Raw genomic sequence first — 26,442 nt, forward strand, 5'->3', positions numbered from 1 at the left:
GGCCGTTGCGAAGAAGGCACGCGGCCCCTTCGTGTTCGTAGGCCGAAGCCCTATCGCCGTTCGCGATAGGGCGTGCCTCAGAAGAACGTCAGGCCGGCCTGGAACAGTCGTTCGACGTCGCGGATGTATTTCTTGTCGACCAGGAACAGCAGCACGTGGTCGCCGCTCTCGATGTGGGTGTCGCCGTGGGCGATCAGCACTTCCTCGTCGCGCACCAGCGCGCCGATGGTGGTGCCCGGCGGCAGCTTGATCTCGTTGATCGAGCGACCGATCACCTTGCTCGACTTGGCGTCGCCATGGGCCACCACCTCGATCGCTTCGGCTGCGCCGCGGCGCAGCGAGTGTACGCTCTCGATGTCGCCGCGGCGAACGTGGGCCAACAGGGTGCCGATGGTCGCCAGTTGCGGGCTGATGGCGATGTCGATCTCGCCGCCTTGCACCAGGTCGACATAGGCCGGGTTGTTGATCAGGGTCATCACCTTGCTCGCGCCGAGCCGCTTGGCCAGCAGCGAGGACATGATGTTGGCCTCGTCGTCGTTGGTCAGGGCGAGGAACACGTCGGTCTCGCCGATGTTCTCCTCCAGCAGCAGGTCGCGGTCGGAAGCGCTGCCGTTGAGCACGATGGTGCTGTCCAGGGTATCCGAGAGGTGCCGGCAGCGCAGCGGGCTGCGCTCGATGATCTTCACCTGGTAGCGGCTCTCGATGGCCTCGGCCAGGCGCTCGCCGACATTGCCGCCGCCGGCGATGATGATCCGCTTGTAGCTGTCGTCGAGCCTGCGCATCTCGCCCATTACCGCGCGGATATGGGCCTTGGCGGCGATGAAGAAGACTTCGTCGTCGGCCTCGATCACCGTGTCGCCCTGGGGAATGATCGGCCGGTTGCGGCGGTAGATCGCGGCGACGCGGGTATCCACGTTCGGCATGTGCTCGCGCAACTGGCGCAGCTCCTGCCCTACCAGAGGGCCGCCGTAGTAGGCCTTGATCCCGACCAGTTGCGCCTTGCCTTCGGCGAAGTCGATCACCTGCAACGCGCCGGGATGTTCGATCAGGCGCTTGATGTAGTTGGTGACCACCTGCTCCGGACTGATCAGCACGTCCACCGGGATCGCCTCGTTGTCGAACAGGCCGGTACGGGTCAGGTAGGCCGGCTCGCGGACGCGGGCGATCTTGGTCGGGGTGTTGAACAGGGTGTAGGCGACCTGGCAGGCGACCATGTTGGTCTCGTCGCTATTGGTCACCGCCACCAGCATGTCGGCGTCGTCGGCGCCGGCCTGGCGCAGCACCGTGGGGAACGAGGCCTTGCCTTGCACGGTGCGGATGTCGAGGCGGTCGCCGAGGTCGCGTAGGCGGTCGCCGTCGGTGTCGACCACGGTGATGTCGTTGGCTTCGCTGGCCAGGTGCTCGGCCAGTGTGCCGCCGACCTGGCCGGCACCTAGGATGATGATTTTCATGGCAGGAACGGCTCGTCAGGTTTCGATCAACGGGCGGATATCTTGATCAGCTTGGCATAGTAGAAGCCATCGTGGCCTTCCACCTGCGGCAACAACTGGCGGCCGTGGGGCTGTTTCATGCCCCAGGGGCCGGGAAGGTCCAGTTCGCGGGCGCCGGGTGTACGGGCGAGGAAGGCGGCGATGCTGTCGCTGTTTTCTGCCGGCATCACCGAACAGGTGGCATAGAGCAGCACGCCGCCGACTTCCAGGGTAGGCCACAGCGCGTCGAGCAATTCACCTTGCAGGTGCGCCAGGGCGGCGATGTCTTCCGGCTTGCGCGCCAGCTTGATGTCCGGGTGGCGGCGGATCACCCCGGTGGCCGAGCACGGCGCGTCGAGGAGGATGCGCTGGAACGGCTTGCCGTCCCACCACTCCCCGGTGGCCCTGGCGTCGGCGGCGACCAGGCTGGCTTGCAGGCCGAGCCGCTGGAGGTTTTCCCGAACCCTTACCAGGCGGCTCTCCTCGAGGTCGACGGCGACCACTTCGGCCAGTCCCGGCTGGGTTTCCAGCAGGTGGCAGGTCTTGCCGCCAGGCGCACAGCAGGCGTCGAGGACACGCTGGCCGGGCGCGCTTTCGAGCAGCTCGGCGGCCAGTTGCGCGGCTTCGTCCTGGACGCTGACGCGGCCCTCCGCGAAGCCCGGTAGTTCGCGTACGTCGCGCGGCGCGGCGAGCTGGATGCCGTCGCGGCTGTAGTCGCAGGCGCGGGCCTCGATCCCGGCTTCGGCGAGTTCGGCCAGGTAGGCATCGCGCTCGCCGTGGTGCCGATTGACCCGCAAGGTCATCGGCGGGTGTGCGTTGTTCGCCGCGCAGAGCGTGTCGAGTTGCTCCGGCCAGGCCTGCTTGAGCGCTTTCAGCAGCCAGCGCGGATGGCCCAGGCGCGCCGAGGGATCGCGGTCGACCTCGGCCAGCAGCGTCTCGCCTTCGCGCTGCGCGCGGCGCAGCACGGCGTTGAGCACGCCCTTGGCCCAGCCCTTCTTCAGCTTGTCGGCGCAGCCGACGGTTTCGCCGATCGCGGCGTGCGGCGGAATCCGCGTGTAGAGCAACTGGTAGAGGCCGATCAGCAGCAGGGCGTGGATATCGGTGTCGGCGGCCTTGAACGGCTTCTGCAACAGGCGCGCGGCCAGGGCCTGCAGGCGCGGTTGCCAGCGCGCCGCGCCGAAGGCCAGCTCCTGGGTCAGGCCGCGATCGCGCGGGGCGACCTTGTCCAGTTGCGGCGGCAACGCGCCAGACAGCGAGGCGCGTCCGGCGAGCACCGCGGCCAGTGCCTGGCAGGCGGCGAGACGCGGGTTCATTGGCCGAGCACCTGGCCGGTGGCGAATTGCTCGCGACGGCTGTTGTAGAGGTCGGCGAAGGCCAGTGGCTTGCCGCCCGGCACTTGCAGGCGGGTCAGGCGCAGGGCGCCTTCGCCGCAGGCGACCAGCAGGCCGTCGCGGCTGGCCTCAAGGATGGTTCCGGGCGCCCCGCTGCCCTGCCCCAGGCTGGCACCGAGGACTTTCAGCGGCGCATCGGCGAGGCTGGTGTGGCAGACCGGCCAGGGGGTGAAGGCGCGGACCTGGCGCTCCAGTTCGACGGCCGGACGGCTCCAGTCGAGGCGTGCCTCGTCCTTGTTCAGCTTGTGCGCGTAGGTGGCCAGGGCGTCGTCCTGGACCTCGCCATGCAGGGTGCCGGCGGCCAGGCCGGCGATGGCTTCGACCACCGCTTTCGGGCCGAGCGCGGCGAGCCGGTCGTGCAGGCTGCCGCCGGTGTCCGCGGCGGAAATCGGCGTGCTCACCTTGAGCAGCATCGGGCCGGTGTCGAGCCCTGCTTCCATCTGCATCACGGTGACGCCGCTCTCCGCGTCGCCGGCTTCCACCGCGCGCTGGATCGGCGCCGCGCCGCGCCAGCGCGGCAGCAGCGAGGCGTGGCTGTTGATGCAGCCCAGGCGCGGGATATCGAGTACCGCCTGGGGCAGGATCAGGCCATAGGCGACCACCACCATCAGGTCCGCGCGCAGCGCCGCCAGCTCCGCCTGGGCCTCAGCATTGCGCAGGCTCTGCGGCTGCATGACCGGTAGGCCATGCTCCAGGACCAGGCTCTTCACCGCGCTGGGCATCAGTTTCTGCCCGCGGCCGGCCGGCCGGTCGGGCTGGGTGTAGACGGCGACGATCCGATGTGGGGTGTCGAGCAGGGCCTTGAGATGCTCGGCGGCGAATTCCGGGGTTCCGGCGAAGACGATGCGCAATGCTTGGCTCATGCGGGGCTCGCTAAAAGAAAAAGGCTTGCCGGGGCAAGCCTTTGGGGGATGGGGTCACGCCTGCTGTCGATGCTGCTTTTCCAGCTTCTTGCGGATGCGGTCGCGCTTGAGGGTGGACAGGTAGTCGACGAACAGCTTGCCGTTGAGGTGGTCGCATTCGTGCTGGATGCATACCGCCAGCAGGCCTTCGGCGACTTCCTCGAAGGGGTTGCCGTCGCGGTCGAGGGCCTTGATCCGGACCTTCTGCGGTCGGTCCACGTTCTCGTAGAAGCCGGGTACCGACAGGCAGCCTTCCTGGTACTGGTCCATTTCCTCGGTCAGCGGTTCGAACTCGGGGTTGATGAATACCCTCGGCTCGGACTTGTCTTCGCTGAGGTCCATGACCACGATGCGCTTGTGCACGTTCACCTGGGTCGCGGCGAGGCCGATGCCCGGGGCTTCGTACATGGTTTCGAACATGTCGTCGATCAGCTGGCGCACCGCGTCGTCGACCACCTCCACCGGTTTGGCGATGGTCCGCAGGCGCGGATCGGGGAATTCGAGAATGTTCAGGATGGCCATATGCGTTTGTGATGCACTTGTGGAATCGATTGAAAATCCGCTGCTAAGATGGCGCGCAGCTTGAAAACGGCTTCAGACCGCGTTTCTCGCGGGCTTCGGGCGTTTCGCGTATGTCGACATGATAAAGGGATTCACTGCATGAGGAAATCACTAGTCGCCCTTCTGCTCCTTGCCGCGAGCGGTCTGGCGCAGGCCCAGGTCGACCTCAGGGAAGGGCATCCGGACCGCTACACGGTGGTCAGGGGCGATACCCTGTGGGACATCTCGGGGAAATTCCTCCGCCAGCCATGGAAGTGGCCGGAACTCTGGCACGCCAACCCGCAGATCCAGAATCCCCACCTGATCTACCCCGGCGACACCCTCAGCCTGGTTTACGTCGATGGCCAGCCGCGCCTGGTGCTGAACCGTGGCGAATCGCGCGGGACCATCAAGCTGTCGCCGAAGATCCGCAGCACGCCGATCGCCGAGGCTATCCCGACCATCCCGCTGGACAAGATCAACAGCTTCCTGCTGGCCAACCGCATCGTCGATGACGAGAAGACCTTCACCAGTGCGCCGTACATCGTCGCCGGCAACGCCGAGCGGATCGTCAGCGGCACCGGCGACCGCATCTACGCCCGCGGCAAGTTCGCCGACGGCCAGCCGGCCTATGGCATCTTCCGCCAGGGCAAGGTCTACATCGATCCGAAGACCAAGGAAGTCCTCGGCATCAACGCCGACGACATCGGCGGCGGCGAGGTGGTGGCCACCGAAGGCGACGTCGCGACCCTGGCGCTGACCCGCACCACCCAGGAAGTGCGCCTGGGCGACCGCCTGTTCCCCACCGAGGAGCGTGCGGTGAATTCCACCTTCATGCCCGGCGAGCCGAGCCGCGAGGTGAAGGGCGAAATCATCGACGTACCGCGCGGCGTGACCCAGATCGGCCAGTTCGACGTGGTCACCCTGAACCGTGGCCAGCGCGACGGGCTGGCCGAGGGCAACGTGCTGGCGATCTACAAGGTCGGCGAGACGGTGCGCGACCGCGTTACCGGTGAGTCGGTGAAGATTCCCGACGAACGCGCCGGCCTGCTGATGGTGTTCCGTACCTACAAGAAGCTGAGCTACGCCCTGGTTCTGATGGCCAGCAGGCCGCTCTCGGTAACCGACAGGGTGCAGAATCCCTGACTCGAAACCCCCGCCTCGGCGGGGGTTTCGCGTTTCTGGGGGAAGGAAATTTCATACGACGGTTTCCAGGATGGAAGCCGGACCCTTCCCCTCTTCCTGTCAGCGATGGACCTGCCTGCTATGGATGAGTCGCGATGAAGAACCATTCTCCAGCCGAACTGGAAGCACGGCTGCGCCTGCATGGCCTGCCCGAACTGGGGCCCATGCGCTTCCAGCGCTTGATCGAGGCCTTCGGTTCGGCCTCTTCCGCGCTTGCCGCGCCAGCCGGCGCCTGGCGCACCCTGGGAGTGCCTGCCGAGGCCGCTGCCGCGCGGCGCAGCCCGGCGGTGCGGGAAGCGGCGGGTGAAGCCCTGCGCTGGCTGGAAGGTCCGCGCAGGCACCTGCTGATGTGGGACGACCCGGGATACCCGGCACTGCTCGCCGAAGTCGCCGATGCCCCGCCGCTGCTGTACGTCGAAGGCGCTCCGGAGACTCTGGAACGGCCGCAACTGGCGATGGTCGGCAGCCGCCGCGCCAGCCCCGCCGGGCTGGGCACCGCCCGGAGCTTTGCGCGCAGCCTGGCGCAGGGCGGCTTCGCCATCACCAGCGGGCTGGCCCTGGGCATCGATGGCGCCGCCCACGAGGGCGCGCTGGAGGTTGGCGGCGTGACCGTGGCAGTCCTCGGCACCGGCCTGCGCAGGCTCTATCCGCGCCGCCACGAGGCGCTGGCGCGGCGCATCGTCGAGGGTGGCGGCGCGCTGGTTTCGGAACTGCCGCTGGACAGCCCGCCGCTGCCGGCAAACTTTCCCCGGCGCAACCGCATCATCAGCGGACTCTCGCTGGGTGTGCTGGTGGTCGAGGCAAGTCCCGCCAGCGGCTCGCTGATCACCGCGCGGCTGGCGGCGGAACAGGGTCGCGAGGTATACGCCATCCCGGGCTCCATCCACCACCCCGGCGCACGTGGCTGCCACCAGCTGATTCGCGATGGCGCGCTGCTGGTGGAAAGCGTCGGGCACGTGCTCGAAGCACTGCGCGGCTGGGCGCAGGCGGAGCCAGCGGAAGCGCCGGCGCAACCCCTGCCCCACCCTTTGCTGGCGCTGCTGCGCGCCGCGCCCTACACCAGCGAAGGCCTGGCCGCCGCCAGCGGCATGACGCTGCCCGACGTGCTGGCGACGCTCAGCGAACTGGAACTCGACGGCCGGGTCGCCTGCGAGGCCGGCACCTGGGTGCATCGCTCCGGCTGAAACCGTACACTTCGCGCACCCTGTCCGCTGGAGTGAGTCGATGATCAGCAGCTTTCGTGCGCAATGCGCCGCCCGGGTCGTCCGCGAGGGCGGCGTGATCGCCTATCCCACCGAGGCGGTATGGGGGCTCGGCTGCGACCCGTGGAACGAGGATGCGGTGTATCGCCTGCTGGCGCTGAAGGCGCGGCCGGTGGAAAAGGGCCTGATCGTGGTGGCGGCGAACATCCACCAGCTCGACTTCCTTCTCGAAGACCTGCCGGACGTCTGGCTGGACCGCCTGGCCGGTACCTGGCCGGGGCCGAACACCTGGCTGGTGCCGCACCAGGAGCGCCTGCCGGAGTGGGTCACCGGCGTCCACGACAGCGTCGCCGTGCGGGTCACCGACCATCCCCTGGTACAGGAACTGTGCCATCTCACCGGTCCGCTGATCTCCACCTCGGCCAATCCGGCCGGGCGCCCGGCGGCGCGCACGCGGCTGCGGGTGGAGCAATACTTCCACGACGAGCTGGACGCTATCCTCGGCGGCGCCCTTGGCGGGCGCCGCAACCCCAGCCTGATCCGCGACCTGGTGACCGGACAGGTCATCCGCCCGGCCTGAGTACGCGCTTCAGGGCAACAGTACGGTCGAGCCCGTGGTTCGCCGTGCGGCCAGTTCGGTATGCGCCCTGGCTGCTTCGGCCAGGGCGAAGCGCTGGTTGATCTCGATGCGGATGTCGCCGCGCTCGATCAGGCCGAACAGCTCGTCGGCCATCGCCTGGAGTTTTTCCGGGGTATCGGCGTAGCTGCCCAGGGTCGGCCGGGTCACGTACAGCGAACCCTTCTGCGAGAGGATGCCGAGGTTGACCCCGGTCACCGGCCCCGAGGCGTTGCCGAAGCTGACCAGCAAGCCGCGCGGCGCCACGCAGTCCAGCGAGGTTTCCCAGGTATCCTTGCCCACCGAGTCGTAGACCACCGGGCACTTCTTCCCGTCGGTCAGTTCGAGCACCCGCCACGCCACGTTCTCGTGGCTGTAGTCGATGGTCTCCCAGGCACCGTGCTGCCTGGCCAGGCGCGCCTTTTCCGGCGAGCTGACGGTGCCGATCAGTTGCACTCCAAGGGCCTTGGCCCATTGGCAGGCGAACAGGCCCACGCCGCCCGCGGCGGCATGGAAGAGAATGGTTTCGCCGCCCCGCAGTTCGTAGGTCTGGCGCAGCAGGTATTGGGTGGTGAGCCCCTTGAGCATCACCGCGGCGGCCTGTTCGAAGTCGATGCCGTCGGGCAGGTGGACCAGCTTCTCCTCCGCCAGCACATGCAGTTCGCTGTAGGCGCCCAGCGGGCCGGTGGCGTAGGCGACGCGGTCGCCGACCTTGAAACGGGTCACTTCGCTGCCCACCGCCTCGACCTCGCCGGCCCCTTCGCTACCCAGCCCCGAAGGGAAGCCGGGGGCTGGATAGAGGCCGCTACGGTAGTAGGTGTCGATGAAGTTCAGGCCGATGGCGCGATTGCGCACGCGGACTTCCCGGGGGCCCGGCTCGGCGGGTTGGTAGTCGCGGTATTCGAGGACTTCGGGGCCGCCGTAGGCAGCGAACTGGATGCGCTTGGCCATGCTGGAACTCCTGCTTCGTCAGGGTTTCGGACGGTCGCGCCGGGTGGGCGACCCTGGGTAAAGGCCTTCATCCAAGCCTTCCCCTTGACGGCCGTCAAGCGCCGGCTACCCATCCAGGGTGGTATGCTTGCGCCCTCGTTTCGTCGCCAGCCCGCGCCCCGCGCGGCCTCCCCGCTCCAAGGTGAACTCCGTGACCGACCGTATCGCCGCTGTCAAAACCTACCTGCTCGACCTGCAAGACCGCATCTGCGCCGCCCTCGAGGCAGAGGACGGCAAGGCCCGCTTCGCCGAGGACGCCTGGGAGCGTCCGGCCGGTGGCGGCGGACGGACGCGGGTAATCGGCGATGGCGCATTGATCGAGAAGGGCGGGGTGAATTTTTCCCACGTCTTCGGCGATAGCCTGCCGCCCTCGGCCAGCGCCCATCGGCCGGAACTGGCCGGGCGCGGTTTCCAGGCGCTCGGCGTGTCGCTGGTGATCCATCCGGAAAACCCCCACGTGCCGACTTCCCATGCCAACGTGCGTTTCTTCTGCGCCGAGAAGGAAGGCGAGGAGCCGGTCTGGTGGTTCGGCGGCGGCTTCGACCTGACCCCCTACTACGCCCACGAGGAAGACTGCGTGCATTGGCACCGGGTCGCTCGCGACGCCTGCGCGCCGTTCGGCGCGGACGTCTACCCGCGCTACAAGGAATGGTGCGACCGCTACTTCCATCTCAAGCACCGCAACGAGCCGCGCGGCATCGGCGGCCTGTTCTTCGACGACCTCAACCAGTGGGACTTCGACACCTGCTTCGCCTTCATCCGCGCTATCGGCGACGCCTATATCGACGCCTACCTGCCGATCGTCCAGCGCCGCAAGCACACGCCGTTCGATGAACGGCAGCGAGAGTTCCAGGCCTATCGTCGCGGTCGCTACGTGGAGTTCAACCTGGTCTTCGATCGTGGCACCCTGTTCGGCCTGCAGTCCGGCGGCCGTACCGAATCGATCCTGATGTCGTTGCCGCCGCAGGTGCGCTGGGGCTATGACTGGAAACCCGAGCCGGGCAGCGAGGAAGCGCGCCTGACCGAGTATTTCCTCGCCGACCGCGATTGGCTCGCCGGCCAGCCCTGACCCGCCCGCAGGGGACGAGTCCGCTCGTCCCGTCCCACCCCGGCAAAGGAACGACCCATGGACCGCTATTGCGTATTCGGCAACCCCATCGGCCACAGCAAGTCGCCGCTGATCCACCGCCTGTTCGCCGAGCAGACCGGCGAGGCGCTGGTCTATGACGCGCAGCTGGCGCCGCTGGACGATTTCCCCGGGTTCGCCCGGCGCTTCTTCGAGCAGGGCAAGGGCGCCAATGTCACCGTGCCGTTCAAGGAAGAGGCCTATCGTCTGGTGGACGAATTGAGCGAGCGGGCCACCCGGGCCGGGGCGGTGAACACCCTGATCCGCCTGGCCGACGGTCGCCTGCGCGGCGACAACACCGACGGCGCGGGCTTGCTGCGGGACCTGACGGCGAACGCCGGGGTCGAGCTGCGCGGCAAGCGGGTTCTCCTGCTCGGCGCCGGCGGTGCGGTGCGCGGGGTGCTCGAACCCTTCCTCGGCGAGTGCCCGGCGGAGCTGCTGATCGCCAACCGCACGGCGCGGAAGGCCGTGGATCTGGCCGAGCGGTTCGCCGATCTCGGCGCGGTGCGCGGCTGCGGTTTCGCCGAGGTCGAAGGGCCTTTCGACCTGGTCGTCAACGGCACCTCGGCCAGTCTTGCCGGCGACGTGCCGCCGCTGGCGCAGAGCGTGATCGAGCCCGGCCGTACCGTCTGCTACGACATGATGTATGCCAAGGAACCGACCGCCTTCAACCGCTGGGCCGCCGAACGCGGTGCGGCGCGTACCCTGGATGGCCTGGGCATGCTGGTGGAGCAGGCCGCCGAGGCATTCTTCCTCTGGCGTGGCGTGCGTCCTGCCTCGGCGCCGGTGTTGGAGACGCTGCGCCGGCAATTGGCAACTGTCTGAGTTGTCAGGCAGCATTTGAGACGTACGTCTCAAATCGGTTTCCATCTGACATGTAGGAATCACAAAACCGGGTTAAGACTTCAGGCTTCACTCACTCTCGAGCGCTGCCGATGAAAACCTTCGCCCGCCTGGCCGCCGGTCTCTGCATCTGCGCCATCGCCAGCCAGGCCAACGCCTGGTCGCAACCGACCCATAAGAACATCGTCAAGGACGCCCTGGCCTTCATGAACTCCTCCTACGCCACCGAGGAGATGCGTCAGGCCTACCGGTTCTACGTGAGCGCCGCCGGCAGCGAGGCGCAGGCCGGGGAGATCCTCGGCCAGGCGGCCTTCGACGTGGACGACTTCAAGGACACCCGTCTCGGTGGCTGGTGGGTCGGCTACGAACACGCGCCGCTGTGGGGCGCGGCTTCGGGCATCGTCAACTACACCTCGTACTGGCACTTCCTCAACCTGGCCCGCGACGGCGACTCCCATGGCAACCCCCACGGCGGCTACGACTACCGCTACCACAAGGTCGACGGCGGCATCGCCGACGTCGACTGGTACGCCATGGTCTATCTCTACAACCGCGAGCTGAAGCGCGAGGACTTCGACGCCACCGAGGCGCACTACCGCCAGGGCACCCGCTCGGACTGGCAGGAGCACTACGGCGACTTCCAGACCGCCGCCTTCCAGCCGATCGACAACCTCGCCACCTACTGGTTCGAGCAGTTCCGCGCCGCGCCTTCGCTGCAAACCATCGGCTATGCCCTGCACGCCACCGGCGACGTGGCCCAGCCGCACCATGTGTGGATCACCTCGGCCAACGGCCATTCCAGCTGGGAAGGCTGGGTCGACGACCACTACGCCAGCGAGAAGCTCAACGACCCGGCGGCGGTGGCCAACCTGGTGGGGCGCTACGATCCGAGCAAGAGCATCCGCGACCTGCTCACCCAGACCGGCCAGGTCGCCTACGCGCGTCCCGAGCCGCTCTACGACACCAGCTACGAGACGCGCCTGCGGGTGGCGAAGGAGCTGATTCCCGAGTCCATCGCCCTGACCGTCACCGTACTGACCAAGGGCGCCAACAGCTTCGATGCACAGACTGCTCTCTGACCGCGCTCGGGGCTGGCGTCGCGCACTGTGCGGGGTCGCCCTCGGGCTGCTGGCGTGGAGCGCCCATGGCGTCCCCGCCAAGGCGCCGCAGGATCTGCGGATCGACGGCGAGGTGCTGCCGGGGAAAAGCGTCGACCTGCTCGAGCAGGCCCTGTCGCGGGTCAAGTTCAACACCGACCCGCAGCAGTTGCGCCGTGGCCTGGTGGAAAACCGCCTGCTGGCGCGCGCGGTGGAAGACCAGCTCACCGCGCAGAGCCGCGCCGATCTCGACGCCAGCGTGGAGATCGAGGCCGGCAACCTGCTCGAACAGGTATACGGCAGGCGCTACCGCGAAGACCTCGGGCCATACCTGCGCCAGCCCCGGGCCCTGAGCGCGGAGCGTTTGCGCGAGGTGCTGGCGCTGAGGAGCCGCGGCCTGGTGGAAAACAGCCTGCTGCTGGATGAGACGCAGCGCCGCGAGGCGGCCGGGGTCGAGCTGATCGGCTGGCAGTTTCCCGGCCAGCCGGCACAGGTCCTCGACCTGCTATCACTGTACGAAGGCGACAACGTCCAGGGCCAGGTGGAATTGCAACAGGGCAACCTCGCCTACCTGGCGCGCCAGGTCCAGACCCGCATCCGCCGCGACTACCTCTGGTACCGCCTGGCCCGGGACGGCTTCGGCCCGGCAGAGCGGCAGGGTGTGAGGACCCTGGTGCGGGACAAGCTGGTGCGCCATCGCTATCTGCACCAGATCGGCCTCTACAGTGATTTCCACCATGAGTCCGAGGCGCTGCGGGAACTCGCCGGCAAGGTCAGCGACAAGGACGCCGAGGCCTACTATCGGCGCAACCTGGAGCGTTACCGCAACGTCGCGCAGGTGCAGGCGGCGCATATCCGCCTGGCCGACCAGGCGAGCGCGGACAAGGTCTACGCCGAGTTGCGCAACGGCCTGGCCTTCGACGAGGCGGTACGCCGCTATTCCCTGGCCGACGACAGGGACCGCGACCCGCCCGGCGACCTAGGCCTGATACGGCCCCAGGACGGCCGGCTCGACCTGCTGCGCAAGACTGCGCTGATCCAGAAGGCCGATACGGTTTCCCAGCCGATGCGCATCGACGGCGCGTTCGAGATCGTCCGGGTGCGTAGCCGCGAGGATCGCCAGTTGCCCCTCGGCGACCGCAGCGTGCGCTTCGAGGTGAACCAGGCGGTGGCGCGCGAGCAACTGGCAGCACAGTTCGAGACGCGCCTGCGCAACCTGCTGGCCGGCGCCAGGGTGGAAGGCCTGTGAAGCGCTGGCTCGGCGTTGCCCTCGGCTGCAGCGGGCTGGCGATCGCCCTGGCCTGCGCCGGCGTGTTGCTGGCGCCCGCCGATATGGCCGCTTCCTCGTCTTCTCCGCCGCCAGCCAGGACGGTTGCGGCGCTGCCCGCGGTCGACGACCGTCCGCCGCCGCTGGCGCCGGTACGATCGCAAGCGGTGGCACCGGCGTACGAGGCGGAGCCGCCGGCGGCGGAACTGGATCGCGAGCAGGCGATCCAGTTCATGCAGATGCTGCGCGACGAGGGCGACCCGCGCAGCCCGCCGCTCGGCGGCCTGCAACCACGCCAGGGCGCGACGGCTCAGGAGCTGGCCGATCCGAAGCAGTACCAGGCCTTCGAGGAACGACAGACCCGCGAACTGGTACAGGCCTACACCAGCGGCGTACAGCAGATACCGGAAATCCGCGCGCGGATCGAGGCGGCCGAACAGGGTGGCGAGCGCAGCGCCGAGGAAATCGACGAGGCTCGCGCCGCCCTTGGACAGTTGGAGATGATGCGCGACAAGCTGCAGCGGGAATCGCCGCAACTGCTGCCCGGCGACAGCGCACCGACATCGCCGGCGGCGCCCTGAGCGTCAGCCTTCGTAGTGCAGGCGGCAGCCTTCGTCGGCCTGCCGGCCCAGCGCTTCGCGGACCTGCGGGCGAGCGTGGCGCAATACCAGGCGGCGTCCCTCGGTGTGCAGGCGGCGGGCTTCCTGCTGCAACAGCACTGCGCCGGCGAAGTCGATGAAGTTCACCTGGCGGGCGTCCAGCACCAGCCGTGGCCTGTCGCATTGGCGCATGAGGCGTTGCAGGTAGTCGCAGGCGCCGAAGAAGATCGAGCCTTCGATGCGCAGCACCTCTTCCTCGTCGTTGCGCTGGCGCAGTACGCGTGGTGTCGAGGTGCGCCGCAGGTAGAAGAACAGCGACGCCAGCACTCCCGCGTAGATGGCGTTCTGCAGCGGCAACAGCAGCGTGGCCAGGGCGGTTAGGCCGGCCACCAGGCATTCGGCGCGGCCGCTGCGGTAGAGCGCGCGGAGCGCCGGGCGGTCGATCAGGCCCCAGGCGATCAGCAGGATGCCTGCGGCCATCGCCGGCAACGGTACATGCTCGATCAGGCGCGCACCGAGCACGGCCAGCAGGGCCACCCAGAGCGCCGAAAACGCACCCGCCAGCGGGGAGCGCGCACCGGCTTCCAGATTGAGCCCGGAGCGGGTGAAGGAACCCGCCGACAGGCTCGCCGACAGCCAAGGCCCGAGCAGGTTCGACAGACCCTGGGCGCGGACCTCCTGGTTGGCATCGAACGCGTCTCCCTGGCGCGCGGCCAGGGCGCGGGCGATCGACAGGCTGGTGACCAGCCCGAGCATGCCGCAGGCCACCGCCGCAGGTAGCAGGTCGAGGATCGATCGGGGATCGAAGACCAGCGGATTCCAACCCGGCAGTGCACTCGATAAGGCCTGCACATGGGCTACCGAGGCGAAGGTCCCGGGTAGCGCCCAGACCAGCGTGGCGCCGCCCAGCAAGCCAAGCAGCAGGGCCGGCCAGCGCGGTCGCAGGCGCCTGACCAGCAGGCTGAGCGCGAAGCTGAAGCCGCCCACCAGCAGCGATGGGCCATCGAACTCGGCGAACCGCGCCAGCAGCCGCCAGCCGTTTCCCGGCGCTGCGCCCTCCCCGCTCGCGGCCAGGCCGAGAAGATAGGGCAGTTGGCCGAGGACGATCAGCAGCGCCGCGCCAAGGGTGAAGCCGAGCATCACCGAATGCGAGACGAAATTGACCAGCGACCCGACGCGCAGGACGCCGAGCAGCCACTGGAAGGCGCCGGCGAGAAAGGTCAGCAGCAGCACGGCCTGGACGTATTGCGGGCTGCCCAGCGGCGCCAGGGGGGCCACCGAACTGAACAGCAGCACCGAGATCGCCGCGGTGGGACCGCTCACCAGGTAGCGCGACGAGCCCCACAGGCAGGCGATCGCCACTGGCAGCATCGCCGCGTACAGGCCGTACTCCGCTGGCAGGCCGGCGATCAGCGCATAGGCCATCGATTGCGGCAGTGCCAGGATCGCGCCATTCAGGCCGACCCAGGCCTCGCGCCTGAGTGTGTCCCGGCGTAGCCCCGGTAGCCAGGCGAGGAACGGCAGCAGGCGCGTCCACATGGCGCTATGGCTCGCCGCGAACCGCGGCCAGGGCGTCGCCGCCGTCGCGGCTGGTCACCCCTTGCAGCCAGGCCTCGAGCACCCGCGGGCTGGCCTTGAGCCAGGCGCGGGTCGCCGAGGCCGGAGTCGCCGTGCCTTCCAGCGCGTCGCTCATCAGGCGGTTCTCCATGTCCAGGTCGAAGCGCAGGTTGGCCAGCAGCCGCGCCGGGTTCGGGCACTGCGCGGCGTAGCCCTTGCGTGCCAGGGTGTAGACCTGGCCGCGGTCGCCGAAGTACTGCTCGCCGCCTTCCAGGTAGCGCAGGTCATGGCGGATGTTCATCGGGTGCGGCGTCCAGCCGAGGAACACCAGCCAGCGCTGGCGCTTCTCGGCCCGGCCGAGTTCGGCGAGCATCGCCTGCTCGCTGGACTCCACCAGCTTCCAGTCGCCGAGGCCGAACTGGTTGGCGTCGATCATCTTCTGGATCGACTGATTGGCCGGCGCGCCGGAGCCGATCCCGTACAGCTTGTGGTTGAAGCGTTGCCCTTGCGCGGCGAGGTCTTCGAAGCGGTGTACGCCGGCGTCCCAGACGTAGCGCGGCACCGCCAGGGTGAAGCGGGTGCCATCGAGGTTGCGAGCGAGGCGTTCGACCTGGCCGCTGGCGACGAACTTGTCGTGATAGTCCTGGTGCGCGGGCATCCAGCCGCCGAGGAAGGCGTCCACCTGGCCGTCGCGCAGGCCGCCATAGATGATCGGCACCGACAGGGTATCGATCTTCACCTGGTAGCCGAGGCTTTCCAGGAGAAACGCGGCGGTGGCGTTGGTCACCGCGATATCGCTCCAGCCTGGATCGGCCAGCCTGACGCGGGCACAGGCGGGATCTTCGGCGTATAGCGAGGCGCTGCCCAGGAACAGGGTGGCGGCCAGCAGGCAGGTGGGAAGCCGGTTCATGGAAGTGCCCTCGTGCTCAGGGTTGCGGGAAGCGCGCGCGGCGCTCGAGATCGTCCAGGTCGATATGGTTGCGCATGTACTGCTGGCTGGCGTCGACCCACGGCTGGTGGTCCCAGCTGGCCAGCCGCCCTCGCGCTAGCGCGGCGGCCACAAGGCGTCGGCGGCGCTGGCTGTCGAGTACGGCGCGGGTGATCGCGGGGATGTCCCAGCGTCGCCGGGCCTCGTCGAGGAACGCCTCGAACGTTCCGCGGTGGGCCGGACTGGCGGCGAGGTTCTCGCGCTCCTGCGGGTCGTTGCGCAGGTCGTAGAGCAGGCAGGGGTCCTGCTCGGAGTAGATGAACTTGTAGTCGCCGCGGCGGATCATCATCAGCGGGCTGAGGGTGCCCTCGGCGGTGTATTCGCCGATCACCTCGTCATGCCCGCTGCCATCGCGCAGGTGCGGCAGCAGCGAGCGGCCTTCCAGCGGCAGGCGTGGATCGACCTGGCCGCCGGCCAGCTCCACCAGGGTCGGCAGCAGGTCCACGGTGGATACCGAAGCGCCGATGCGGCGCGGCGCGAAGCGCGCCGGCGCATGGACCAGCAGCGGCACGCGCGCGGCCATCTCGAACCAGTGCATCTTGTACCAGAGGCCGCGCTCGCCGAGCATGTCGCCATGGTCGCCGGAGAACACCACGATGGTGTCGTCGGCCAGCCCGCATTCCTCCAGGGTCGCCAGCAGCGCACCGATCTGCGCGTCGACGTAGCTGCAGGCGCCGAAGTAGGCACGCCGGGCGGCGCGGATGCGCTCCTCGGGCAACGGCTTGTCCCACAGGTCGATGACCTTCAGCAGGCGTTGCGAATGAGGGTCCTGCTCCTCCTGGGCGAAGCGCTGGCGCGGCAGCGGGATGTCTTCGTCGCGGTAGAGATTCCAGTAGCTCGCCGGGATGCTGTAGGGGTCGTGCGGATGGGTCATCGACACGGTCAGGCAGAATGGCTGGCCGGCGTGCTGGCGAACATGGTCGTAGAGGTACTGGCGGGCCTTGAACACCACCTCCTCGTCGAAGTCCAGCTGGTTGGTGCGCACGCAGGGACCGGCCTGCAAAACCGAGGACATGTTGTGGTACCAGCTCGGGCGCACCTCCGGCTCGTCCCAGTTCACCGCCCAGCCATAGTCCGCCGGATAGATGTCGCTGGTCAGGCGTTCCTCGTAGCCGTGCAACTGGTCGGGACCGCAGAAGTGCATCTTGCCCGACAGCGCCGTGCGATAGCCGAGGTTGCGCAAGTAGTGGGCGTAGGTGGGGGTATCGGCGGCGAAGTCGGCGGCGTTGTCCCAGGCGCCGATGCGAGTAGGCAAGCGACCGCTGACCAGGGTGAAGCGCGACGGCGCGCAGAGCGGGCTGTTGCAGTACGCCGAGTCGAACACCACGGCCCGTTCGGCGAGGCGCGAGAGGTGAGGCATGCGCAGCACCGAGCGCGGATCGTGAAGCGGCAGCAGCGGCGCGGCCATCTGGTCGGCCATGATGAACAGGATGTTCGGCGAGGTCTTCATCGGGCGGCTTATCCCATGCGATTGGGTTATGCGATAGTGCTGCGTCGATCATCAGTGCATCGAAATCCCTGGTAAACCGCATGGGGCTGGATGCGTTGGATAAGCCTGGCTTATGGGAGAACGCCTCATGCCGCTGTCCCTCGACCTGCTCCGGGTATTCGAGTCCGCCGCCCGCCAGCTCAGCTTCACCGCTGCCGCCGAGGAGCTGGGGACCACCCAGCCTGCGGTCAGCCAGCAGATCAAACGCCTGGAGAAGGAGCTGGCGACCCCTCTGTTCCAGCGCGTTCATCGAGGCATCGTGCTCACCGACGCCGGCCAGCTCCTGCTCCGCCACGTGGCCGCCGGCCTCGAGACGATCGATGCCGGCATCGCCGCGCTGGGCGCGCGCCAGCGCCACGAGGTGCTCCAGGTGGCCACCGACTACGCCTTCGCTGCCTACTGGCTGATGCCGCGCCTTCCGCGCTTCCACCAGGCCCATCCGCACCTGGACGTGAGCCTGGTGACCAGCGAGCGCGGCCTGGCCGGCCAGCGCGGCGATATCGACGTGGCGATCCTGTTCGGCGACGGTCGTTCCAAGCACGGCGAAGCGCACCGGCTGTTTCGCGAGGAGGTGTTCCCGGTCTGTAGCCCGCGCCTGGTCGAGGGATTGCAGTTGCCGCTGGCCAAGGCGCACCTGGCGCGCCTGCCGATGCTGCATCTGAAGCCGGCGCAGCACGCCCGCTGGTTCGACTGGCCGGCATTGTTCGAAGCGTTGGCCATCGATCGGCAGCCGATTCCGGCGGTGCTCAGCTTCGACAACTACACCTTGCTGATCCAGGCGGCCATCGCCGGCCAGGGCGTGGCCATCGGCTGGCGCCACCTGGTCGACGGCCTGCTCGAACAGGGGCTGCTTTGCCGGCCCATTGGCGAGAGCTGCCTGTCGCGATACGGGTACTATGCGGTATTGCCGGAGCGCAAGCGGCGCCAGCGGCTGGTCGACGGTTTCGTCGACTGGCTGCAGGCCGAGTTGCAGGCCGGCGGCGCTTGAAGAGGTGACGATGAACGAGTATTCCACCCCCCGCATCCAGGGCTTCCATGCTCACGTCTATTTCGATGCGCAGAGCATCGAGCGAGCCCGCGCCCTTTGCGAAGAGGCGGCGCGGCGCTTTCCGCTGAAGATGGGGCGGATCCATGAGCGGCCGGTAGGGCCGCATCCGGACTGGAGCTGCCAGCTGGCATTCGCTCCCGAGGTGTTCGGCGAGCTGGTGCCCTGGCTGGCCATCCATCGGCAGGACCTGGTGGTGTTCATCCACCCGGTCACCGGCAACGATCTGCTCGACCATCGCGACCGAGCCATCTGGATGGGAGCCATTCGCCCGCTGGACCTGTCGATCCTGGACGAAGGCCCGCAACGCTATGACTTCGCCGTGCCTTGAGGCGCGGTCATCGTCATCCAGTCGTGCAGTTCGCATTGCAGCTCGCCCAGTGCCGTCACCAGGTCGTCGACGGCATCGGCGAGCTTGCGCACGGAGCTTTCGCCGCAGGCGATCTCCAGTTGGTGGCAGGCGCGTTCCACGGCGTGGGCGTGGATCAGCGAGGCCATGCCCGCCAGGCGGTGCGCCAGCTCGTTGAGTTCCTGGGTCTGCTCGCGCTCCTGGGCGCGTCGCAGCTTGCGGGTGTCTTCGTTGTTGCTGGTCATCAGCTGCGCGACGAGCAGGCGGCTGATCTCCGGTTGGTTGGCGCGGTCGCCCAGGGCGGCGGTCAGGTCGAACGTTCGCATGGGATCCTCAGATCAGCTCGTGGCGGCGGGCGAAATCGATCAGGCCGGCCAGGGAATGGGCGTTGAGTTTCAGCATGATGCGTGACTTGTAGGTGCTCACGGTTTTCTCGCTGAGGAACAGCTGCTGGGCGATGGCCTTGTTGGTATTGCCGTTGGCCAGGTACTGCAGCACGGTCATCTCGCGGTCGGAAAGGCTTTCCAGCATGCGGGCCTCGTTGTCGCGGCTCTGCTGGTTGATGCTGCGCAACGCCCCGGTGGGGAAGTGGATGTAGCCGGCCAGCACGGCCTTGGCGGCGAGCAGCAGCTCGGAGAGGTTTTCCCTTTTGCTGACGAAGCCCATGGCGCCGGCCTGCAGGCAGCGCGGGGCGAACTGCGCCGGATTCTGCCGGGTCAGGACCAGGACCTTGGTGTCCAGCTTCAGGGACTTCAGGCGGGCTATCACTTCGAGACCGTCGATCTTGGGGATGCCGATGTCCAGGATGGCCAGGTCGGGAGACTTCTTGCGGGCTACCTGCAGGGCTTCGGCACCGTTGTCGGCCTCGCCGACGATGGTGAAACCGTCGCGCTCGAACAGCAAGCGCACGGCCAGGCGGATAGCGGGATGATCATCGACGATCAGCACCTTACTCATGCGAACCTTCTTTGAATGCGTTGGCTATTTGGGTGAGGCGCTATTCAAGGCTTCGGCAGAGTCGGCGGACAATAAGACGTTTCTGAAAGTGACCGTGAATTTTTCCTCACGGTTCTGGCAGCGTGCAACGCAAGGCCAGGCGCAGCGGGTTGCCTGCGCCTGGCGAATGCCGCTGTCAGGGTCTGTCAGCGTGCGTTGCGCACGCCTTCGGCCAGCTCGCCGCACAGGGCGAGGACATCCTTGACCGCCTGGGCATTGTCGCGGGCCTTGGCGATCCGGTCGATCAGCGCCGAGCCGACCACCACGCCGTCGGCCAACCGCGCGACCGCGGCGGCGTGTTCGGCGCTGCGGATGCCGAAGCCGATACCGATCGGCAGGTCGGTATGCCGGCGCAGGCGCGCCACTGCTTCCTCGACGTGCTCCAGGGTCGCCGCGTTGGCGCCGGTGACGCCGGCCACCGACACGTAGTAGACGAACCCGGAACTGCCTTCGAGCACCGTCGGCAGGCGCTGGTCGCCAGTGGTCGGGGTGGTCAGGCGGATGAAGTCGAGGCCGGCGGCCTGGGCCGGGTGGCAGAGGTCTTCGTTGTGCTCCGGCGGCAGGTCGACCACGATCAGGCCGTCCACTCCCACCTCCTTCGCCTCGGCGATGAAGCGTTCGACGCCGTAGTGGTGGATCGGGTTGAAGTAGCCCATCAGCACCAGGGGCGTCTCACTGTCGCCGCTGCGGAATTCGCGGACCATCTGCAACGTCCTGGCCAGGGTCTGGCCGCCTTCGAGGGCGCGGATGTTGGCCAACTGGATGGCCGGGCCGTCCGCCATCGGATCGGTGAACGGCATGCCCAGTTCGATCACGTCGGCTCCGGCCGCCGGCAGGCCTTTGAGGATTTCCAGGGAAGACGCGTAGTCCGGGTCGCCGGCGGTGACGAAGGTCACCAGGGCGGCGCGGTTTTCCTGCTTGAGCTGGGCGAAGCGGGTCTGCAGGCGGCTCATGCTTTCGACTCCTGTTGCATGTGGTGCATGACGGTCTGCATGTCCTTGTCGCCGCGACCGGACAGGTTCACCACCATGATGTGCTCCTTGGGCAGGCTGGGCGCACGCTTGAAGACCTCGGCCAGGGCATGGGAGCTTTCCAGCGCCGGGATGATGCCTTCGAGGCGGCAGCAGGTGTGGAAGGCCTCCAGGGCTTCGTCGTCGGTGATCGAGGTGTACTCGACGCGGCCGGTGTCGTGCAGCCAGGCGTGTTCCGGGCCGATGCCGGGATAGTCGAGGCCGGCGGAGATGGAGTGTGCGTCGATGATCTGGCCATCCGCGTCCTGCAGCAGGAAGGTGCGGTTGCCGTGCAGCACGCCGGGAACCCCGCCGTTCAGGCTGGCCGCGTGCTTGCCGGTGTCGATGCCGTGGCCGGCGGCTTCCACGCCGACGATCTGCACCCCGGCGTCGTCGAGGAACGGGTGGAACAGGCCCATGGCGTTGGAGCCGCCGCCGATGCAGGCGACCAGCGAATCGGGCAGGCGCCCTTCCTTCTCGGCCAGTTGCTCGCGGGTTTCCTTGCCGATCACCGCCTGGAAATCGCGGACCATCGCCGGGTACGGATGCGGGCCGGCGACCGTGCCGATCAGGTAGAAGGTGCTGTCGACGTTGGTCACCCAGTCGCGCAGCGCCTCGTTCATGGCGTCCTTCAGGGTACCGGTGCCGGCGGTCACCGGGATCACCTCGGCGCCCAGCAGCTTCATGCGGAAGACGTTGGCCTGCTGCCGGTCGATGTCGGTAGTGCCCATGTAGATCACGCACTGCAGGCCGAAGCGCGCGGCGACGGTGGCGGTGGCCACGCCGTGCATGCCGGCGCCGGTCTCGGCGATGATGCGTTTCTTGCCCATGCGCCGGGCCAGGAGGATCTGGCCGATGCAGTTGTTGATCTTGTGCGCGCCGGTATGGTTCAGCTCCTCGCGCTTGAGGTAGATCTTCGCCCCGCCGCAGTGCTCGGTCAGGCGCTCGGCGAAGTACAGCGGGCTCGGTCGACCGACGTAGTCGCGCTGGAAGTAGGCCAGTTCCTCCTGGAACGCCGGGTCGTCCTTGGCCTTCTCGTACTCGCGGGCGAGGTCGAGGATCAGCGGCATCAGGGTCTCGGCGACGTACTGGCCGCCGAAGCGGCCGAACAGGCCCTTGGCGTCGGGGCCGTTGCGATAGGAAGTCATGGAGGGCTCCAGGAAATGACGTATGGGCAGAATCTAATCCCCCCGCCGGGTAAAAGAAACCGATAAGATTGCTCAAACCTGTCAGGAAAACTCACGAATAGCCATGAGCCGCGACCTCCCTTCCCTGAATGCCCTGCGCGCTTTCGAAGCCGCTGCCCGGTTGCACAGCATCAGCCTGGCGGCCGAGGAACTGCACGTTACCCATGGCGCCGTGAGCCGGCAGGTGCGGTTGCTCGAGGACGATCTCGGGGTGGCCCTGTTCGGCAAGGATGGGCGCGGCGTAAAACTCACCGATTCCGGCGTTCGCCTGCGTGACGCCTGCGGCGATGCGTTCGAGCGACTGCGTGGCGTCTGTGCCGAGCTGCGCCGGCAGACCGCCGAGGCCCCGTTCGTCCTCGGCGTACCCGGCAGCCTGCTGGCGCGCTGGTTCATCCCGCGACTGGACCAGCTCAACCGTGCCCTCCCCGACCTGCGCCTGCAACTGTCCACCAGCGAGGGCGAGTTCGATCCGCGTCGTCCCGGCCTGGACGCCATGCTCTGGTTCGCCGAGCCGCCCTGGCCGGCGGACATGCAGGTCTTCGAACTGGCGCCCGAGCGCATGGGCCCGGTGGTCAGCCCGCGCCTGGCGCAGGAAACCGGCCTGGCCCAGGCGCCCGCCGCGCGGCTGTTGCAGGAGCCGCTGCTGCATACCGCCTCGCGACCCCAGGCCTGGCCGGCCTGGGCCGCGAGCCAGGGGCTGGCGGCGGAGGCGCTGCACTATGGCCAGGGGTTCGAGCATCTCTACTACCTGCTGGAAGCGGCGGTGGCGGGCCTCGGCGTGGCCATCGCCCCGGAGGCGCTGGTCCGCGACGATCTCGCCGCGGGCCGCCTGGCGGCGCCCTGGGGCTTCATCGAGACCGATGCGCGCCTGGCCCTGTGGGTACCGGCGCGCCTGCACGATCCGCGTGCCGGGCGCCTGGCGCAATGGTTGCGGGAGCAGTTGGCAGGCTGAGCGCTGGCGATTTGCTGCACTTTTCCGGCTCGGCTAGTGTCCATTGAACAGAGGCGCCCGTCGGGCGCGAAGAACCAGGCATCGTCCGGGGAGAGAGTTCATGTCCAATCACCACACCTACAAGAAGATCGAACTGGTCGGCTCGTCCAAGACCAGCATCGAGGACGCCATCAACAACGCCCTCGCCGAAGCGGCGAAGAGCATCCAGCATCTGGAATGGTTCGAGGTGGTGGATACCCGCGGGCACATCGAGAACGGCGCCGTCGGCCATTATCAGGTGACCCTGAAAGTAGGGTTCCGTATCGCCAATAGCTGATGGCACCCTGGAAACCTGTCCACGATCGCCTGCGCCCTGGAAAGGCCGCCGTGTCTTTCCGCTTCGCCGGATCATGCACAGGCTATGAGGGCGGCGTGCCTCCATGGGCGGCGCGCTCGTCTCAACCTTGCCGCATTTGGCAAGCCTGACCCGTTCGGGTCTTCATCCATGCAACGAGGGAATGTGTTCATGAAGAAGTTGATGTTGGCAGTCGGCCTGTTTGCCGTGGCGGGCAGCGCATTCGCCGCCAAGCCCTGTGAGGAACTGAAAGCCGAGATCGATGCGAAGATCAAGGCCAACGGCGTTCCTGCCTACACCCTGGAAATCGTCGACAAGGGCAGCGTCACCGACAAGAAGGTAGTCGGCACCTGCGACGGCGGCACCAAGGAAATCGTCTACCAGCGCGGCTGATGCAGCGCCTGCGACGAGCAGTATCCGGGGCCGGCTTTCCCATGGGAGCCGGCCCTTTCTTTTTGCCGCGATGAGTACCTTACCAACGATGGGTCTTGTTGCAGTTCGTCGAGAAAGCGTGCCATCTAACGGATTAATCCAAAAGTCTGTGTTAGGTTTTTCGGCACGCCCAGATGGCCTTGTGCCTTAATTCCGGATTGTCCGACTCATGGAAGACGGATTTCGGAATATTCCTGCTTACCCGCTGTAGCCGCTGGGCCAACATCGCGCCTTTCTGTATTTCAAGGAATGAAATCGTGGCTCTCCATCGCCTGGCCTTTATCTTCCTGTGCCTGCCCCTCATGGCCAGCGCCGCCCCCTTCACCTCCCCCGGTGACCGCGACCTGATCCGCGACCGCCAGCAGCGCCTGCTGGACGAACAGCGCAAGCGCCTGGAGGAACTCCAGCAACTGCCCGGCAAGGGAGCGCCCGCCGCTGCGGATGCCTCCGGCGACGACGAGCGCTGCTTCGAGATCCGCCGCATCGAGCTGGAAGGCGCCGGGCACCTCGACGAAAGCGCGCGTCGCCAGTTGCTGGCGCCCTACCAGGGGCGCTGCCTGGGCGTCGGCCAGCTCAATGCGCTGCTCAAGGCCGTCACCGACCATTACCTGGATCGCGGCTACGTCACCACCCGCGCCTACCTGCCACAGCAGGACCTGGCCTCCGGGACCCTGCGCATCATCGTCGTCGAAGGCCGCCTGGAGGGCCTGGACAGCTCCGCGCTGGCCAGCCCGCGCGAACTGGCGATGAGCTTTCCGGGCAGGACCGGCGAGTTGCTCGACCTGCGCGAACTGGAGCAACTGGTCGACCAGTTGAGTCGCCTGCCGTCGCGCCAGGCGCAACTGGAGCTGGTGCCCGGCAGCGAGGTCGGCGGCAGCCGGGTGCGTCTCAAGGGTGAGCGCGACAAGCCCTGGCAGGTCTCCGCCACGCGCAACAACGACGGCGACGTCAGCACCGGCGAGCAGCAGATGGGCCTGGGCCTGGACTGGGACAGCCCGCTGGGCCTGGCCGACCAGCTCAACCTGCGCGCCAACCGCGACGCGGTGACCGACCGCTGGCGCCATTCCGACAGCCAGAGCCTGTTCTACAGCCTGCCCTGGGGCTGGTGGACTTTCACCTACGGCTACAGCCAGAGCGACTACCGCACGCGCAACGAGGCCAGCGGCTTCCCCTTCAAGCTCGATGGCGACAGCCGCAGCCACCAGTTCCGCGCCGAACGCGTGCTGCACCGAGACGGCGTGAGCAAGACCGCCATGAGCCTGGGGCTCAGCCACCAGCGCACCAACAACTATGTCGAAGACACCCGCCTGGAAGACCAGAGCACGCGGATCACCGAGACCCAGCTCGGCTTCAACCACGGTCGGCGGATCGGCAGCGGTTTCGTCAACCTCGACCTCGGCTGGCAGCAGGGCATCGGCGCCCTTGGCGCGCAGGGTCGCGGCCACCCGCACGCGGGCGATCCGAATGCGCGCTACGACAAGTACAGCCTGACCCTCAGCTACCTGCAGCCGTTCCAGCTATGGGGCGAGCGCTTCAGCTTCGACAGCCTGGCTACCGGGCAGAGGAGCGAGGACGTGCTGTTCAGCCCGCAGCGCATCAGCCTCGGCGGCAACAGCTCGGTGCGCGGCTTCAAGGACCAGACCCTGACCGGCGACAGCGGCGGCTACTGGCGCAACCAGTTGCGCTGGCGGCGCGCGGTGGAATGGGCGCCGCTGCGGCCCTGGCTGCAGGAATACGGCGTGGCCTTCGCCTACGACGTCGGCGTGATCCGCCACGACCGCTACAACGACGGTGCCAGCGGGCGCATGAGCGGCAACGCCATCGAACTGGATGCCCGCGGCCGCTATTTCGCCGCCAGCGTCGGCTTCGCCCGCTCGCTGGAGCGGCCCAGCGCCATCGAGCGGCGCGAGCACCCGATCTATTTCCGGGTCGACGCGTTCTTCTGAAGACGCGGCGACCTCCTGAACGCTTTAGGAAAGCGCCTACCTGCATCGAGGCCCTTTCCTTGGAAAACCTTGCTTAACCTCGCCGGGCCCCTACCCGCCAAGGAGTAACGATATGGACATCCGCAGCCCGCTGAACCAGTGCATCGCCCTGTCCCTGGCCGGCATCCTGTTCCTCAACCCGATCGTCGCCGCGGCGGCGGGGCTGGCGCTGGACAAGGCCGCCGGCGGCAACACCGGCCTGGGCCAGGCGGGCAACGGCGTGCCCATCGTCAATATCGCCACGCCCAACGGCGCCGGGCTGTCGAACAACCATTTCCGCGACTACAACGTCGGCGCCAACGGGCTGATCCTCAACAACGCTACCGGCAAGACCCAGGGTACCCAGCTCGGCGGGATCATCCTCGGCAACCCCAACCTCAAGGGCCAGGCGGCGCAGGTGATCCTCAACCAGGTCACTGGCGGCAACCGCAGCACCCTGGCCGGCTACACCGAGGTGGCCGGGCAGTCGGCGCGGGTGATCGTCGCCAACCCGCACGGCATCACCTGCCAGGGCTGCGGCTTCATCAACACGCCGCGCGCGACCCTCACCACCGGCAAGCCGATCATGGACGGCCAGCGCCTGGAGCGCTTCCAGGTGGATGGCGGCGACATCGTCGTCGAAGGCGCCGAACTGAACGTCGGCAACCTCGAACAGTTCGACCTGATCACCCGCAGCGCCAAGCTCAACGCCAAGCTCTACGCGAAGAACCTCAACATCGTCACCGGCCGCAACGACGTCCAGGCCGACAGCCTGCAGGCCACGCCGCGCGCCGCCGATGGCAGCGAGAAGCCACAGCTGGCGATCGACAGCTCGGCGCTGGGCGGGATGTACGCCGGGGCGATCCGCCTGGTCGGCACCGAGCAGGGCGTGGGGGTGAAGCTGGCCGGCGA

The 26,442-nt window shown here is 67.8% G+C and carries 27 protein-coding genes; 15 read left to right on the top strand and 12 right to left on the bottom strand.

The window, feature by feature from the left end; all coding sequences use genetic code 11:
- Positions 1–77: 77 nt before the first annotated feature.
- Genes trkA through def form a run of 4 tightly spaced genes read right to left on the bottom strand, consistent with a single transcriptional unit; the run spans position 78 to position 4,284 of the window.
- On the bottom strand, positions 78–1,451 hold the full coding sequence (gene trkA, locus FFS27_RS00400; protein ID WP_003111375.1) for a Trk system potassium transporter TrkA: 1,374 nt from the start codon (positions 1,449–1,451) through the stop codon (positions 78–80).
- Positions 1,452–1,477: 26 nt separating this feature from the next.
- The gene (rsmB, locus tag FFS27_RS00405; RefSeq protein ID WP_023100691.1) at positions 1,478–2,782 is read right to left on the bottom strand and encodes a 16S rRNA (cytosine(967)-C(5))-methyltransferase RsmB; all 1,305 of its coding nucleotides are present in this window, start codon (positions 2,780–2,782) and stop codon (positions 1,478–1,480) included.
- Positions 2,779–3,723, bottom strand: coding sequence for a methionyl-tRNA formyltransferase (gene fmt / locus FFS27_RS00410; protein ID WP_023100692.1), 945 nt, complete (start codon positions 3,721–3,723; stop codon positions 2,779–2,781). Before fmt ends, rsmB begins: the two co-directional genes overlap by 4 nt.
- Positions 3,724–3,777: 54 nt before the next feature.
- On the bottom strand, positions 3,778–4,284 hold the full coding sequence (def, locus tag FFS27_RS00415; protein ID WP_003097293.1) for a peptide deformylase: 507 nt from the start codon (positions 4,282–4,284) through the stop codon (positions 3,778–3,780).
- A 138-nt stretch (positions 4,285–4,422) separates the two neighbouring features.
- Here def and FFS27_RS00420 point away from each other — a divergent pair, with 138 nt between their 5' ends.
- The 3 genes from FFS27_RS00420 (at position 4,423) to FFS27_RS00430 (ending at position 7,269) form a co-directional block, all read left to right on the top strand.
- Positions 4,423–5,448, top strand: a complete 1,026-nt coding sequence (locus tag FFS27_RS00420; RefSeq protein WP_003097294.1) for a LysM peptidoglycan-binding domain-containing protein — start codon at positions 4,423–4,425, stop codon at positions 5,446–5,448.
- 134 nt (positions 5,449–5,582) lie between these two features.
- Positions 5,583–6,671 carry a DNA-processing protein DprA gene (gene dprA, locus FFS27_RS00425; RefSeq protein WP_023100693.1) on the top strand — a complete coding sequence of 363 codons (1,089 nt, stop codon included), beginning with the start codon at positions 5,583–5,585 and terminating at the stop codon, positions 6,669–6,671.
- A gap of 40 nt (positions 6,672–6,711) precedes the next feature.
- On the top strand, positions 6,712–7,269 hold the full coding sequence (locus tag FFS27_RS00430) for an L-threonylcarbamoyladenylate synthase (protein ID WP_003097300.1): 558 nt from the start codon (positions 6,712–6,714) through the stop codon (positions 7,267–7,269).
- 9 nt (positions 7,270–7,278) lie between these two features.
- On the opposite strand, the gene FFS27_RS00435 is transcribed toward FFS27_RS00430, so the two are convergent.
- Positions 7,279–8,256: an NADPH:quinone reductase gene (locus FFS27_RS00435; RefSeq protein ID WP_023100694.1), complete on the bottom strand. Its 978-nt coding sequence runs from the start codon at positions 8,254–8,256 to the stop codon at positions 7,279–7,281.
- A 190-nt stretch (positions 8,257–8,446) separates the two neighbouring features.
- On the opposite strand from FFS27_RS00435, the gene hemF reads away from it, so the two are divergent.
- The 5 genes from hemF (at position 8,447) to FFS27_RS00460 (ending at position 13,209) form a co-directional block, all read left to right on the top strand.
- Positions 8,447–9,364: an oxygen-dependent coproporphyrinogen oxidase gene (gene hemF, locus FFS27_RS00440; protein ID WP_003097311.1), complete on the top strand. Its 918-nt coding sequence runs from the start codon at positions 8,447–8,449 to the stop codon at positions 9,362–9,364.
- 57 nt (positions 9,365–9,421) lie between these two features.
- The gene (gene aroE / locus FFS27_RS00445) at positions 9,422–10,246 is read left to right on the top strand and encodes a shikimate dehydrogenase (RefSeq protein ID WP_003097314.1); all 825 of its coding nucleotides are present in this window, start codon (positions 9,422–9,424) and stop codon (positions 10,244–10,246) included.
- A gap of 110 nt (positions 10,247–10,356) precedes the next feature.
- Positions 10,357–11,343 carry a phospholipase gene (locus tag FFS27_RS00450; RefSeq protein ID WP_021262997.1) on the top strand — a complete coding sequence of 329 codons (987 nt, stop codon included), beginning with the start codon at positions 10,357–10,359 and terminating at the stop codon, positions 11,341–11,343.
- Positions 11,324–12,610 (top strand): peptidylprolyl isomerase, encoded by a 1,287-nt coding sequence (locus FFS27_RS00455; RefSeq protein ID WP_021262998.1) that lies wholly within the window; start codon positions 11,324–11,326, stop codon positions 12,608–12,610. The genes FFS27_RS00450 and FFS27_RS00455 overlap by 20 nt, the downstream gene beginning before the upstream one ends.
- On the top strand, positions 12,607–13,209 hold the full coding sequence (locus FFS27_RS00460) for a hypothetical protein (RefSeq protein WP_003131389.1): 603 nt from the start codon (positions 12,607–12,609) through the stop codon (positions 13,207–13,209). The genes FFS27_RS00455 and FFS27_RS00460 overlap by 4 nt, the downstream gene beginning before the upstream one ends.
- Before the next feature lie 3 nt (positions 13,210–13,212).
- On the opposite strand, the gene FFS27_RS00465 is transcribed toward FFS27_RS00460, so the two are convergent.
- The 3 genes from FFS27_RS00465 to betC are packed head-to-tail and all read right to left on the bottom strand — an operon-like array spanning position 13,213 to position 17,222.
- Positions 13,213–14,766, bottom strand: coding sequence for a SulP family inorganic anion transporter (locus FFS27_RS00465; protein WP_023100695.1), 1,554 nt, complete (start codon positions 14,764–14,766; stop codon positions 13,213–13,215).
- A gap of 4 nt (positions 14,767–14,770) precedes the next feature.
- On the bottom strand, positions 14,771–15,694 hold the full coding sequence (locus FFS27_RS00470) for a choline ABC transporter substrate-binding protein (protein WP_137951906.1): 924 nt from the start codon (positions 15,692–15,694) through the stop codon (positions 14,771–14,773).
- Positions 15,695–15,710: 16 nt separating this feature from the next.
- Positions 15,711–17,222, bottom strand: a complete 1,512-nt coding sequence (gene betC / locus FFS27_RS00475) for a choline-sulfatase (RefSeq protein ID WP_003097323.1) — start codon at positions 17,220–17,222, stop codon at positions 15,711–15,713.
- 112 nt (positions 17,223–17,334) lie between these two features.
- On the opposite strand from betC, the gene FFS27_RS00480 reads away from it, so the two are divergent.
- Entirely contained in the window at positions 17,335–18,249 is a 915-nt protein-coding gene (locus tag FFS27_RS00480; RefSeq protein ID WP_003122286.1) for a choline sulfate utilization transcriptional regulator, read from the top strand.
- Between the two features lie 10 nt (positions 18,250–18,259).
- On the top strand, positions 18,260–18,637 hold the full coding sequence (locus FFS27_RS00485; RefSeq protein ID WP_003097328.1) for a DOPA 4,5-dioxygenase family protein: 378 nt from the start codon (positions 18,260–18,262) through the stop codon (positions 18,635–18,637).
- Here FFS27_RS00485 and FFS27_RS00490 read toward each other — a convergent pair.
- The 4 genes from FFS27_RS00490 to trpB form a co-directional block, all read right to left on the bottom strand.
- Positions 18,616–18,981, bottom strand: a complete 366-nt coding sequence (locus FFS27_RS00490) for an Hpt domain-containing protein (protein ID WP_003097330.1) — start codon at positions 18,979–18,981, stop codon at positions 18,616–18,618. The two genes, FFS27_RS00485 and FFS27_RS00490, sit on opposite strands and share 22 nt — an antisense overlap.
- A 7-nt stretch (positions 18,982–18,988) precedes the next feature.
- A complete protein-coding gene (locus FFS27_RS00495) occupies positions 18,989–19,612 on the bottom strand; it encodes a response regulator transcription factor (RefSeq protein ID WP_003111192.1) in 624 nt (207 codons plus the stop codon).
- Positions 19,613–19,797: 185 nt separating this feature from the next.
- The gene (trpA, locus tag FFS27_RS00500) at positions 19,798–20,604 is read right to left on the bottom strand and encodes a tryptophan synthase subunit alpha (RefSeq protein WP_003120671.1); all 807 of its coding nucleotides are present in this window, start codon (positions 20,602–20,604) and stop codon (positions 19,798–19,800) included.
- A complete protein-coding gene (trpB, locus tag FFS27_RS00505) occupies positions 20,601–21,809 on the bottom strand; it encodes a tryptophan synthase subunit beta (RefSeq protein ID WP_003097340.1) in 1,209 nt (402 codons plus the stop codon). The genes trpA and trpB overlap by 4 nt, the downstream gene beginning before the upstream one ends.
- Positions 21,810–21,912: 103 nt before the next feature.
- Here trpB and trpI point away from each other — a divergent pair, with 103 nt between their 5' ends.
- The 5 genes from trpI to FFS27_RS00530 all read left to right on the top strand — a co-directional run.
- Entirely contained in the window at positions 21,913–22,800 is an 888-nt protein-coding gene (trpI, locus tag FFS27_RS00510; protein WP_015502114.1) for a trpBA operon transcriptional activator TrpI, read from the top strand.
- 100 nt (positions 22,801–22,900) lie between these two features.
- Positions 22,901–23,116: a dodecin gene (locus tag FFS27_RS00515; protein ID WP_003097345.1), complete on the top strand. Its 216-nt coding sequence runs from the start codon at positions 22,901–22,903 to the stop codon at positions 23,114–23,116.
- A gap of 183 nt (positions 23,117–23,299) precedes the next feature.
- Positions 23,300–23,527, top strand: a complete 228-nt coding sequence (locus FFS27_RS00520) for a DUF1161 domain-containing protein (RefSeq protein WP_003097347.1) — start codon at positions 23,300–23,302, stop codon at positions 23,525–23,527.
- Positions 23,528–23,823: 296 nt separating this feature from the next.
- A complete protein-coding gene (gene tpsB2, locus FFS27_RS00525) occupies positions 23,824–25,512 on the top strand; it encodes a two-partner secretion system transporter TpsB2 (protein ID WP_073937341.1) in 1,689 nt (562 codons plus the stop codon).
- A gap of 112 nt (positions 25,513–25,624) precedes the next feature.
- Positions 25,625–26,442: filamentous hemagglutinin N-terminal domain-containing protein (locus FFS27_RS00530; RefSeq protein WP_137951907.1), on the top strand; the 818-nt coding region annotated here is incomplete at its 3' end.

The sequence above is a fragment of the Pseudomonas sp. 2VD genome (assembly GCF_005503585.1).
GTDB classification, from domain to species: Bacteria; Pseudomonadota; Gammaproteobacteria; order Pseudomonadales; family Pseudomonadaceae; genus Pseudomonas; species Pseudomonas aeruginosa.